The 13,042-nt window shown below is 37.9% G+C and carries 13 protein-coding genes; 1 reads left to right on the top strand and 12 read right to left on the bottom strand.

All coding sequences use genetic code 11. From position 1 onward, the window contains the following. Positions 1 to 201 precede the first annotated feature (201 nt). A complete protein-coding gene (locus LQE94_RS15745; protein WP_240578151.1) occupies positions 202 to 1,227 on the top strand; it encodes a CPBP family intramembrane glutamic endopeptidase in 1,026 nt (341 codons plus the stop codon). A 17-nt stretch (positions 1,228 to 1,244) separates the two neighbouring features. Here LQE94_RS15745 and LQE94_RS15740 read toward each other — a convergent pair whose 3' ends face one another. The 12 genes from LQE94_RS15740 to LQE94_RS15685 all read right to left on the bottom strand — a co-directional run bounded on the left by LQE94_RS15740 (position 1,245) and on the right by LQE94_RS15685 (position 13,031). After that, on the bottom strand, positions 1,245 to 1,463 hold the full coding sequence (locus LQE94_RS15740) for a hypothetical protein (RefSeq protein WP_240578150.1): 219 nt from the start codon (positions 1,461 to 1,463) through the stop codon (positions 1,245 to 1,247). Between the two features lie 130 nt (positions 1,464 to 1,593). Continuing rightward, on the bottom strand, positions 1,594 to 4,350 hold the full coding sequence (locus LQE94_RS15735) for an ABC transporter permease (RefSeq protein ID WP_240578149.1): 2,757 nt from the start codon (positions 4,348 to 4,350) through the stop codon (positions 1,594 to 1,596). An 11-nt stretch (positions 4,351 to 4,361) separates the two neighbouring features. Continuing rightward, on the bottom strand, positions 4,362 to 5,045 hold the full coding sequence (locus LQE94_RS15730) for an ABC transporter ATP-binding protein (RefSeq protein ID WP_118737293.1): 684 nt from the start codon (positions 5,043 to 5,045) through the stop codon (positions 4,362 to 4,364). Between the two features lie 101 nt (positions 5,046 to 5,146). Then, entirely contained in the window at positions 5,147 to 6,067 is a 921-nt protein-coding gene (locus LQE94_RS15725; protein WP_240578148.1) for a sensor histidine kinase, read from the bottom strand. Between the two features lies 1 nt (position 6,068). Next, entirely contained in the window at positions 6,069 to 6,722 is a 654-nt protein-coding gene (locus LQE94_RS15720; protein WP_240578147.1) for a response regulator transcription factor, read from the bottom strand. 260 nt (positions 6,723 to 6,982) lie between these two features. Further along, on the bottom strand, positions 6,983 to 7,426 hold the full coding sequence (locus LQE94_RS15715) for a YunG family protein (protein ID WP_240578146.1): 444 nt from the start codon (positions 7,424 to 7,426) through the stop codon (positions 6,983 to 6,985). A gap of 51 nt (positions 7,427 to 7,477) precedes the next feature. Then, the gene (locus LQE94_RS15710; RefSeq protein ID WP_022074658.1) at positions 7,478 to 7,975 is read right to left on the bottom strand and encodes a GNAT family N-acetyltransferase; all 498 of its coding nucleotides are present in this window, start codon (positions 7,973 to 7,975) and stop codon (positions 7,478 to 7,480) included. 14 nt (positions 7,976 to 7,989) lie between these two features. Further along, a complete protein-coding gene (locus LQE94_RS15705) occupies positions 7,990 to 8,643 on the bottom strand; it encodes a thiamine diphosphokinase (RefSeq protein WP_240578145.1) in 654 nt (217 codons plus the stop codon). Then, entirely contained in the window at positions 8,636 to 9,298 is a 663-nt protein-coding gene (gene rpe / locus LQE94_RS15700) for a ribulose-phosphate 3-epimerase (RefSeq protein WP_240578144.1), read from the bottom strand. Before rpe ends, LQE94_RS15705 begins: the two co-directional genes overlap by 8 nt. A gap of 17 nt (positions 9,299 to 9,315) precedes the next feature. After that, positions 9,316 to 10,194: a ribosome small subunit-dependent GTPase A gene (gene rsgA / locus LQE94_RS15695; protein WP_240578143.1), complete on the bottom strand. Its 879-nt coding sequence runs from the start codon at positions 10,192 to 10,194 to the stop codon at positions 9,316 to 9,318. A gap of 9 nt (positions 10,195 to 10,203) precedes the next feature. Continuing rightward, a complete protein-coding gene (pknB, locus tag LQE94_RS15690; protein ID WP_240578142.1) occupies positions 10,204 to 12,294 on the bottom strand; it encodes a Stk1 family PASTA domain-containing Ser/Thr kinase in 2,091 nt (696 codons plus the stop codon). Further along, a complete protein-coding gene (locus tag LQE94_RS15685) occupies positions 12,288 to 13,031 on the bottom strand; it encodes a Stp1/IreP family PP2C-type Ser/Thr phosphatase (RefSeq protein WP_240578141.1) in 744 nt (247 codons plus the stop codon). Before LQE94_RS15685 ends, pknB begins: the two co-directional genes overlap by 7 nt. Positions 13,032 to 13,042 lie beyond the last annotated feature (11 nt).

Here is a 13,042-nt window from a genome sequence, read left to right as displayed (position 1 = left end):
GATATAGAGTTAATTTGCGCTTTTTTACATGACCAATGAATCAGAAACAATATGAGAGATGTGATAGCAAGGATGCAATAAGTTAGATCTGCCCATGGATAGTTCATGAAACAACCCTGCAATTTGAGGAATAACCTGTACCTAAGTGTCTAAAGTATGATATCATGTGAGTAACAAATTAGAAGTTGCAAGGAAGGAATTATGAAATTTATGCAAACAGAGAAAAAACAGCTTTTGATCTATGTGATTATAGCATACGGAATCACATATGTAATGGGACTTCTGATGTGGTATGGCTATGGAAAAGGTCTTGATCTCAGCGCTTTTCCAAATGCGCAGATGCTGTATCCAGCAGCAGGTGTGATGATGGCTTATTTAATTACCAAAAAGGGAGATAAAAATCTTCCAACGGCTTTTTTCATATTCTTTATAGCACTCACGGCGGTGCTGGTTGTCTGCACGGCGGCTTCTGTTCTGGCTCCCCAAAATAGAGATCTGATGAGCATGCCGTATTCTCAGTGGGCACCGATCATGGAGTACGTTATAATAGGTGGCAGCGTTATTTTCTGGATTCTTCTTCTGCAATCCGGTAAAGAAAAGCGCAGAGCCTATGGACTGAACAGCGAACATTGGAATATATCTGTTCGTATGATCCTGTTGTTTATTGGATTATATCTTCTCAGATTTGTGATTGCCAGTGCTCTGAGCGGCCAGCTTTCTGAATTTGGCAAAATAATGGCAAATCCTACTACCTGGATCATATTTTTTACTGTTTTGGTAAACTTTTTCCTGTCTGTAGTGGCATTCTTTGGAGAAGAATACGGATGGAGATATTATCTTCAGCCTCTTCTTCAGAAGAAATTTGGCCTAAAAAGTGGCGTGATCCTTTTGGGCTGTGTGTGGGCTGTATGGCATCTGCCAATAGACTTCTTCTATTACACTACGCCGGATATGGGGCTGGCGGCTCTGGCAAGCCAGTTTGTTACCTGTATTTCACTGGGGATTTTCATGGCATATACTTATATGAAAACCCAGAATATCTGGGTTCCGATAATTATTCATTTTCTGAATAATAATATGGTGGTAGTTTTTTCAGGAACGTACTCTGCGGATGTACTTCAGAATCAGCAAATCCACTGGAGAGATATTCCTGTGGCACTGGTAATGAATCTGCTGATCTTTGGATGGGTGATCTTTCTGAAGTCATTTAAGGAGAAAAAAGCATAATATTGAATTCATTCAAATTATTTAGAACAATTTGCAGGAGTACCGGCATTTTTAGGAATAGTTATTTTAATTTCATGTCTTGCAGATTGGATGATGTTTGCATTGAACCATCCAGAAAAGAGTTTCCCTTGGAACAATACAATTACTTGGTTACTGTATGGTGTATATTTTCTTGTGACAGTAGTGCTGCTTATTGCTCCGAAGATGAAAAAGTGAGGAACTCTCGGCTTTGCCAATGCATACTGCATTCTATTAACGGGGCTACTCTTTCATTTTTTAGAGTAATCAAGCAAAACAAAGAATTGCTGTGCTCTGCAATTTTCCAATATAGGCCCCAAAGCGAATCGCTCTGGGGCATCTTTTTACTTAATCCTTTTCTTCACCACAAAAAACAACAACAAAATGTGTAACCAGAACATTAACCACTAAAAGTGCTAGCATTATTCCTGCGATAATAAGAATCGGCCAACGAAATGTGAAATATGACAATTTATTTTCCATATAAATCTTTACTCCAAATAAAGCTGCCATTCCTACAGTAAATAACAATCCCACCACACACATAAAATAATAACTGCCTTCTCCAAAGAGCATTAATTTCATTTGTTTATCGGTCATCCCGATACTTTTCATTACATCAAACTCTTTCCGTCGTGCGTACATCCCAGTGAATACAACGTTACAATAATTGGTCAATCCCGCAATGAATAATATAATACTTACAGCACCTAAGAGAATTCGATTTCCTCGCATATATGTTTCTTTTTGCTGCATCAGGTCTGATTTACAGATAACAAAAACTCCCGCTTCGCCGGTTCCTTCATCCATTGATACTTCTGTCATTTCGGATCGTTTTTTATTTTCCTCGGAGACCAGCTCGCTGATCTGTGTTTTCACATAAGGTTCTTTTTCCGAGTCGGCAGTTAATTCCATTGTTAATATCTTTTTCTCAGTTGGTATCTTTTGAAAGCCTTTCTCACTGATAAAATAATATAAGCTGCCCTCTCCATGCCAGGATTGATGTATTTCCGGGAAATCATCGTTTTGTCGATCCAAATAACCACATAGAGTAAATGTTTCAGATTCTTTTTGAGGGAATTCGTCTTCCTGTTGTTTCTCTTTATTCTCAGAATTACTTAGTTCTTTTCTACGAATCGCATCTTCTCTTGAAAGCAAAGTTTTAAAGTATACCGGTTCGCCAATTGCTTCATCTGCAAGTTTTTGCTGTTCCGGGGTCAGCATATGATCATGTATGATCAGCACACCATTTCCTTCTTCCAAAGATTTCAAATCAATATTGAGTTGATTATCCTGAACGTATTTCTTAAGCGACAAGATTTGATTTTCATTTAAAATCTGCACAGTATCCCACCAGAATCCTTCCACCATATTGTCATTTGTAAGATTCGAAACCCCTTCGTCATAAGGACGGATGCCCTTTCTGGATATAACTGTAGTTACATAAGCTCCTTCGATCAGATTAGAATTCTCCCAATCGATACCATCTATCTTGTGTATTTTTTTCTCCAACTCTTGAGAGATTGGTGAAAATTCATCATAATCGTTATCATACAACAGTTCCACACCATCTCCCTGCGTCAGCAAAGGATCCACATCGATTTCTCTTGTTTTATATTCTTCCCCACACCCCTGGCTTTTCCCAAATTCGCTAAACTCTCCTGCCAGCAAAAAATCAGGACGTTTCTCAAGAAGATGCTTATAATCACATCCATTTGTAAGTACATTCATTAGAACAAAAGACAGGACTCCCAAAAATATGGAAAGGCTTGTAATGATAAATCGTGCTTTATGCCGTGTTATATTTCCCCATGCAATATAGAACATTTCTTCTGTTTCAGAACGTCTGTGCACTATTTTCCCAGAGTGTTTTGTTTTTCTGGCAACTGTATTTTCGTTATAAGCAGCACTCTCAATACAAGACAGCTTCGTTATTTTTCTAATAACGCCTTCCGATGCTATCCACAAAATTCCATTTACAAATACAACAGAAAGCAAAAGAATCCACGGTCTGAAAAAGGAAAGTATTGTATTCCCTCCCATTTCCTGATAAAAATGGAAACCTAATAGTTCCGGTATTAATAAGACTAAAATCAGTGCAGAGATCAAACTTCCCAAGACAGAACCTTTTAACATGAGTGACCTCATTTGTTTCCGGTATATTTTTGTAATCTGTCTTTCTGTGGCTCCGATCGTGTGGAGCAGTCCGAGATTTTGAACATCTTCGCTCATGGATATCCAAAGGACATTGCGTACAAGGAAATATATTCCACACAAAATTCCTATTGTTCCTAATATCACCATCTCATATCCACCTGCGAATTTAGAAACAGCAGTATATTGTGCTGTATCAGAAACGTATATCTTCTGATCTGCACTCTTCATCGGCAATGTCTGATATAATTTTTCCTCTGTTTTACTCCTGTTTAAATGATCACTCTGACTGAAAAGTAAAGTATAAGGACCCTTTTCCAGTTTCAACTCTTTAATTTTGTCATGTGAAATATATCCGATTGCTAATTCATTTCCAGAGTCTGTATACCAGCCACACAATTCGAATTTTTCTTTTGAATGTTCGAACACACCTTTGTATACATCTAAGTTTATTTCCATTCCCTGTTCCGGTTCAGAGATACCAAGTTTTTTCAATGCCCGCTCAGATAATAGAATTTCATCCTTTTTCTGTGGGTAGCTTCCAATCACATTGGTATATGCCGATCTCAAAAAATCGTTCCAGCTTTCTGAGTCAGCCCAGACTATATCACATATCGTTTTTGCATTGTTCTCCGAAACTTCTGTAGCTTCACCTACAAAAATACTTTTTCCAACTTGTTTTATATAATCCAGTTGTTTTAATTTTGCATATTGTTCTTCTGTTCCATCTTCTATTCTCCCCGAAGAAGCAGTTCCATTTTCTCTGATTAATCTTATTTCTTCTGCCTGTATTTTTCCAAAGGAGATTCCGAATACCATGGTAATAGCAACAATGCCAATTACAATCGAGCAAAATAGAATCGTATTTCTCACCTTTTTTGTGCCTGCAAAATTTTTAGCCAGGAATCGGATTATGTCTTTATTGTTATTCGGAATGTTCTTGTGAAGCATAGTAATCCCTCCTAACAATCGTTACAATCTCTTGTATAGATTTTCCCATCAGACATACGTATTACTCTGTCTGCCATCTGTGCGACCTCTTCTTGATGCGTCACGATCAATGTCGTCTGATGAAATCTTGCAGCACAGGATTTTAGTAATCCTACGACTTCCATACTTGTAACAGAATCCAGATTCCCGGTCGGTTCATCCGCCAGGACAATTGCCGGTTTCGTCAACAATGCCCGCGCTATAGAAACTCGCTGTTGCTGTCCACCGGACAGTGTTGATGGAAAACGTTCTAATTTATCTTTTAATCCAAGAATTTCTACAATCTCATTAAAGAAATCTATATCAATTTCCTTGCCGTCAAGTCGCATCGGAAGAACTATGTTTTCGCGTATACTAAGCGAAGGAATTAAATTGTATTGTTGGAATACAAATCCGATATTTCTTCTTCTGAATATTGTTCTTTCTTCCTTGTTAAGATCTTTTAAACTTGTATTTCTGATCCAAACACCTCCAAAATCCGGAATGTCAAGACCTCCTAACATGTTCATAAGTGTTGTCTTTCCACATCCGGACGTACCGACAACCGCTATAAATTCGCCCTCTTCCACCGTTAATGACACACCATCTAAAGCACGCACTTCATATGTATCAGATGTATAATATTTTTTTAGATTTATGGCTTTAATTATATCCATCTTTTCTGTAAACTCCTTTCGTAAATGATACCTTTAACTCAGCCATAATCTATTATACATGGTACCTCTTACAAACTTCTTACAAGCTGCATATGAACTGTCTATACCGGAAGATTCACTTCTATAAGCAGCCCTGGCTTCATTTTTTTTGCTTTCATCATCCCTTTTTGTAATAAGACAATCTCTCTGGAAAGGTATAAACCAATTCCGCATCCTTCCTGCCCTCTTGCCTGTTCACCTCGATAAAATCTTTGAAAAATTTTATTTTCTTCTCCGTCTTTTATTCCGATTCCATAATCTCTTATCTGAATCTTATAAAACATTTCGGTTTGTTTCATTGTGATATTGATCGTGCTGTTGTTTTTACTATATTTGACTGCATTATCAAACACATTATAAAGGGCCTCACACATCCAGTTTTTATCATGTTCACAGATGATTTTCTCTGGCAATTCTACTTGAAAATAGATATCTTTCTCTTCTGCCTTTTTCTGTATTTGCCCCAACGCATTTAGAATCGTTTCAACAAGATTTTCTTTTTGAGTGTGAACTTGTATGATTCCCTGCTCTAATCGGGCAGTTTTTATAAAGCTCTCCACCAAAAAACATAATTGTTCTTCACTTGTTCGCAAGTCTTTTATGTATTCTGTATTCAATGTTTTTTGAGTTTCATTTAATGACTCTTGCAGCAATTCTGTATAATTTTTTATATTCGCCAGCGGTGTCCTTAGTTGATGCGCAATCTCAGAAATTAATTTCTGTATCTCATATTTACTTTTTTCAGCCTCTTTCCTTCTTCCTTCCAATATTTCCTGCAAACGGATTAATTGATTGGTCGTTTTAGAATAGATTGTTTCTTTCCCTATATCAGAACCATCTAATTCATTGCCGTTTATTAAGGATTCCGTCAATTTATATATTTTATTCATTTCATTTGTTCTCAAATGATTTTCAACTAAATATACAGTGCTTCCTCCGAGTATGAAACCTATTAAAAGTACTGTAAAAATTGCTACAGCCATGCTACTCTCCCATTCTATATCCCATTCCAAATACATTACTGATAACATTCGATGAATCATTTAATTTCTTTTTCAATCTGCTGATCATAACGCTAATTGTGTTGAGATCAATGAATTCACTATCGATTCCCCATATATTTTCCATTATCATCTCTTTTGTAAGAACCTGGTTCTGGTTCATAATAAAATATTCTAAAAGCTGATACTCTTTGGGTGTTAACGATATTTCTGTTTTTCCTACAAAAACCTGTTTTCTATCAGAATACAAGGTGACTTGTCCGCACATAAAAGTATTTTCATTTGACTTTCTCTTTAAAACAACTTCAATACGTTTTAACAATACTTTTATTGAAAATGGTTTGACCACATAATCATCTGCTCCTGTATCAAACGCTTTTAACATATCTTTTTCATCATCTTTTGCAGTTAAAAAAATTGCCGGGATTCTTCCATTTTTTTGAAGTTCCTGATATAGATTTATTCCATCTCCGTCCGGTAATCCAATATCTACAATCAACAAATCTACAGAACTATCTATATTTTTAATTGCCTCTTTTCTTGAAGCGGCAAAAATCGTTGTATAACCTTGATTTTTCAAAGATGTATCTAATGCTTTTCTTAACAATTTATCATCTTCTATAATTCCTATTACCATACATATCTCCTGATTTTTCTAGACTATAATATAAAAAGTCCGTTACAATATGCATAACATCTCTGTATATTGTAACGGACTTTTTATTCTTCCCCCTCTGTTCAAGAATGCCTCTGCATTCTTGCTGCGAGATGCGCGTCATGCAATGCATGACATACTTCTTCTGCGCATCTCTGCAATCCTACCGGAGGCTATATCAGATGGGGATTGACTCCCACCACTGATACTGATTTGTTACTCGCCACCTACAGAGGTGGGAGTCATCTCACATCTGATATAAGCTTCCTTAACTCTGCTTTCAGGAATTCATACCTCAATCGCTTTTCTTCCTTTTCAAAATGAACCTCTCGACTCTGGACAGGGTTATTCTCATAAGATAAAACCTCATCTTTGAACTGCTCACTTGTAAGATCAAATATACAATCACCAATCACATTATAGCAATGATAATTACCACCACTCCTTCGGATTCCATATACCTCTCCACCGAAAATATCCTGTGCAAGGAATGCAGTAATCGAGCACTGTCCCAACGTCATATTTTCTTTTGACCAACCGTCTCTCATTCTCGGTGCACAGGTATCAGCGCACCAGATTTCCGACAACAAATCATACAGATGTCTGGGATTTTTTACTTTTTTATATTCTTCATTAACAGTAGGAATATCGGCATTCTGCCAACCATAGAATCTATATTCCTTCATTATTACTCTTCCTATCATAATTTCATCATCTAATCTATTATTCCCTAAGCACTATATTCTGCAAGTCATCTCATGCCATTCTTCTCCACCCCAGGTAGAATCCGCAATTCCTCTATCCTCAAATCCAAACTTTTTATACATCTCCACTTTGTTTGCAAGACATGTCAGATACAGCATATTGCGCCCTTTTTCATGTTCTATTCTACGATACTGACAGACAATTTCTCTCGCAAGTCCTTGCTTTCTATATTCAGGAAGTACATCCAGACCAAGCAACATAATATTCTTTCCCTCTGGATCATAAAGACTTACATCTGTGAAAAATTCATCTCTAAACTTGGATTCTTTCGTAGATAATCCATTAAGAAATCCTGCTATTTTACCAGTGTCCTTATCTACCGCGACAAGAAACAACTCTGGTGCGGCAGCTATACGCTCTTTCATTGCTCTCGGTGAGCATGCTTCATTTGGTGGAAAACAAATTTGCTCTATAGCAATTGCCTGTTCCACCTCATCTTGACGGATATTTCTAAATTCAAATCTCTTCATATTCTGATTTTCCCTCAATCTCTTGTCTCCATCAAAATTACATTTCCCACCGGAAATGTGATTTCGACTTCTTCCTCTTCCCACTCATTACTGACACACAGACTGTCAAACGGCATTAATGTATGATGCTGCAGTGGATATTTTGCCCCTGTTATATTAAAATCTATAATCTCTCCGTCTAATGGAAAAACTGAAAAATATGGGCCAAATGCTTCTGACTTTCGAATCACGCTCGATTCATCTAACAAACGGATTCGATTATGTGCATCCATCAGATAGGCTTCTGCCCCCGCATCCTTTGCTATCTTCAAGCTCTGTACATTTGCCCAGATGTGATCGATACGGGTACCTGTTCCGCCAAGTATTACAATATTCTTTCTTCCCATATTGAGGCACAAGCGAAGTGCGATTTCGGTATCAGATGCATCTTTTACCGGATTAAACTGCCGAATTGGCACTTTTGTTTCTGTCTTGTAATAATTTACAATTTCATCTGATGTACTGTCAAAATCTCCAACAATATAATCTGGCTTAATTCCATGCTTATACAGGAATTCTAATCCATGATCTGCCGCAACAATGTATTCGGTTTCTTCACTCTTTAAAATTTGCAACGTGAATTCTTCGTCTAACATTCCACCGCTGACAACTACTGTTCGTCTATTCATTTTCGTTTAATATCTCCATAAAGCCTTTTACATTTTCTGCAATGTTATCTTTAAATACTGCTGAACCGGCCACTAATACATTAGCCCCTGATTCCAGAACTTCTTTTGCATTACCAAGATGGATTCCACCATCAACTTCTACGTCTGCTGTTAACCCTTTTTCGTTTAATAATCCACGCAATTCTCTAATTTTATCCAAGGATTCCGGAATAAATGACTGACCGCCTTTTCCTGGTTCTACAGACATAATTAAAAACAGTTCTGCCTGATCAAGATATGGTTTTAACACTTCTACAGGTGTTGCCGGTTTTATTGTAAGTCCTGCTTTCATTCCGCATTTGTGAATGGCATCTAACGTTGCCTGAACATCTTCACATGCTTCATAATGCACATTTAAAATATCTGCTCCGGCTTTATGAAATGCTTCTACATAACGGATTGGTTCTTCTATCATAAGATGTACGTCCATCACGATATCTGCTGCATCTTTGATTGAAGCAAGTACCGGGATTCCAAATGAAATGTTTGATACAAACATTCCATCCATCACATCAAAATGAAGATACTCTGCGCCATTCTCTGCACAAGTTTTAACCTGCTCCCCTAACACTTTAAAATCCGCCGATAAAATCGATGGTGCTAATATATTTTTCATTTTACTTAAATCTCCCATTAATATCTTTTTTTGTTTTTTAATTCTTGATACATTTCAAGATAATCTTCATAACGGATTTTATGAATTTTACCTTCCTCCACTGCATCCTTAACCGCACATCCCGGTTCATGTACATGATCGCATCCGTTAAATCTGCATTGCCCTTCATATGGTGCAAATTCACGGAAATAATATTTTAATTCTTCTTTTTCAAATTCATTTACATACAATGAACTAAAGCCCGGAGTGTCCATAATGTAACTGTTGTCGTCAATTGTAATAAGCTCCGAATGTCTTGTTGTGTGCTTTCCTCTTGCAATCTTCTTACTAATACTTCCGGTCTCCATCTGAATATCTGACTGAAGCAAGTTGATCAAAGAAGATTTTCCAACTCCGGACGGACCTGCGACCGTTGTTGTCTTTCCCCGAAGTACTTTTTTTATTTCTTCAATATTCTCTTCCTCTTTTGCACTGATCAATATCAACGGATATCCACATGCCCGGTATACTTCTTCTAATTCTGCAACTTCCTGCTTCTTGGCGATATCTTTTTTATTAAAACAAAGTATCGCCGGAATCTCCTTGCTTTCCATCATAATCAAAAAGCGATCCAGCAAATTAAAATGTGGCTTTGGCTCTGTTACTGCAAACACAACTAATGCCTGGTCAATATTTGCCACTGCCGGTCGGATCAATTCGTTCATTCTTGGTAAAATATTTATAATATTTCCTGTTTTTTCCTGTTCATCCAGTACTTCTATCTCTACATTATCTCCTACGAGTGGTTTTTTCTTGTCTTTTCGAAAAACTCCTCTCGCTTTACATTCATAAATGCCGGATTCTACTACATGAACGTAGTAGAATCCGGCGATACCTTTTATTATCTTTCCCTGCATAATTTTCCTTTATTGTAACTCTGAAGATTCATTGTCTTCTCCGCCTGTGTTTCCATTGTCAGTAGATGGCTGTGCTCCTTTACTTACTACAAAGCCAACACTGCTGCCTTTCTCTATCTGACTTCCAACGGAAGCAGTCTGCGAAATTACATATCCGGCTGAAACGCCTGCATTATATTCTTCTGTAACACTTCCAACCGTAAGTCCTGCATCTATAATGGCCTGTTCTGCTGCCTGCTGTGTCATTCCACTTAAAGACGGAACTGTCACCATTTTTACCTTTGCTCCTTTGCTGACCACGATATTGACAGTGCTTCCTTTCTTTACTTTGCCACTGGCTGGATCTTGTGAAATAACCATTCCTGACGCAACGGTATCACTATAATCCTCTGTAACAGAAGCCTGTAATCCAACATTCTGTATTGCAGACTGTGCTTCTTCTGAACTCATACCTGTAATACTTGGCACTTCAACAGACTCAATTCCCAGACTGACATACATGGTTACTTTGCTGCCTTCTGTAAGCTGTGTTCCTGCTGTCGGATCAGTTGAAATTACTTTTCCAGATGCAACGGTATCATTGTTCTGTGCCTGTGCCTCCACGACCAGATTCAGGTTTTCAAGCGTCTTCTGCGCATCATCCTCACTCATACCTTTTACATCCGGTACAGATACTGTCTTTTTCGCTTTACCGGTACTGATCACAACTTTTATTTCTGTATTCTTTTCCACTTTGGAATTGGCCTTTTCGCTCTGTTCCATAATCTCGCCGGCTGCATACTTATCTGATTCTTCTCTTCCTGCTATAGAATATCCAAGATTCTTTTTCTTTAATGCGGCCTTTGCCTCATCTTCTGTCATTCCCAACAAGTTAGGTACTACTACTTTTGCATCGTTCGTTGTTGTATTCAGACCGATACCACCTTTAAATGCACCCATAGCATTTCCCACCATAAATATAATAACCATGGCAATAATCGCAGCTGCAACAACCATTAAAATTTTCATAATTTTCTTCGTATTCGGATCTACATTCTTTTTACGATTATAATCTGAGTTTCTTCTCTGAGTCGGTGCTCTGTAATCGTCATCGTCGTCATCATAATCATCATCGTCATAATCGTCATCGTCATAATCTGAATCATCATAATCATCCGACTGTGAATAACTGCGTTCCTGAGCTCTTCGAATCTCATCCTCAGACATCAGAATTGTCTCATCACCTGCCGGCTTTCTTCCGGTAAATACATCCAACTGCTCATCTACAAAATGCCCATCCGGATCTACAAGAGAATGTTTCAAATCAGAAATCAGATCCTGACAATTCTGATATCTTCTCTCTACATTCTTCTCTGTACATTTCATAATAATGCAATCCAGACTGTAAGGAATATCAGGTACTTCTACTGATGGTGCAACAATCTTCTCCTTCAGATGCTTCAACGCAACTGATACTGTCGAATCCCCATCAAATGGTACATGTCCTGTAACCATCTCATACATGGTAATACCAGCTGAATAAATATCACTCCGCTCATCTACAATACCACCTTTTGCCTGTTCCGGTGAAGTATAATGAACCGATCCCATAACATTCGTACTGATTGTAGCCGTCGATGTTGTAGCACGTGCAATACCAAAGTCTGTAACCTTAACCTTACCATCCTTTGAAATGATAATATTCTGTGGTTTGATATCTCTGTGGATAATATGATGATTATGTGCAGCCTGAATACCGCTTATCATCTGTATTGAAATACTGATTGCCTCTTTTGCAGACAAACGTTCTTTCTTTTCAATATATTCTTTTAGTGTAATTCCTTCAACAAGCTCCATGACCATATAATACAGTCCGCGATCTTGCCCTACATCATACACATTCACTACATTCGGATGCATCAGACCTGCTGCCGCCTGCGCTTCACTTACAAACTTTTTGATAAATGATTCGTCATTCCTATAATCACTTTTCAAAACTTTTACGGCAACATAACGATTTAACTTATGATCTTTACCTTTATATACATCCGCCATGCCACCCGAGCCAATACGCCCAAGTATCTCATAGCGCTTTCCTAAAAAAACCCCTTCTTTTAACATATACTCACCTCATCAGTAAATGGTTCCATCAAAACAACTCCGATGTTATCTGTTCCACCATTCTCTTTTGCTGCATCCACTAATGCTGTTCCGGCTTCTACAATATCTCTTCCCCCCTGAACTATATGAAATAGTTCCTCGTCTTCTACCATATTACTCAAACCATCTGTACACATCAGTATGATATCTCCCCGTTTCAGACGGTGTTCGTAAAAGTCTACATCGACATTGTTCTTAGCACCAATTGCTCTCGTAATGATATTTTTATCCGGATGATGCTTCGCCTCTTCCGGTTTGATACCACCCAGTCGTACCATCTCTTCAACCAGCGAATGGTCCTTTGTCAACTGTGTGATTCCTTGATTGATCAAATATAAACGGCTGTCTCCAACATTTGCAAAATACATCATATGATCTACGATCGTTGCTGCTACAACTGTTGTTCCCATGCCTTTCAAATGTTCATCTTCCGATGCTTTCTTGATAATCTCTCGATTTGCCTTCTCAATTGCGGAAACAAGCGCTTTCTCCACGTCTTTCTCTTCACTTTGAGCAAGCTCTTTTTTCATCACTTCAACTGTATATTTTGAAGCGTAATCTCCTGCCTTGTGTCCTCCCATACCATCTGCTACAACAAATAAGTTTGGGAGAGGTCCTATTGGCTTGTCTGTCGTATAGACATAGTCCTGATTTACTTGTCGTACCATACCTACATCGGTAATCGAAAATGTCTTCATATTCTTCTCCT

Source organism: Mediterraneibacter sp. NSJ-151 (genome assembly GCF_022487435.1).
Classification (GTDB): Bacteria; Bacillota; Clostridia; order Lachnospirales; family Lachnospiraceae; genus Schaedlerella; species Schaedlerella hominis.
This window is presented reverse-complemented; position numbering and strand designations above follow the sequence as displayed.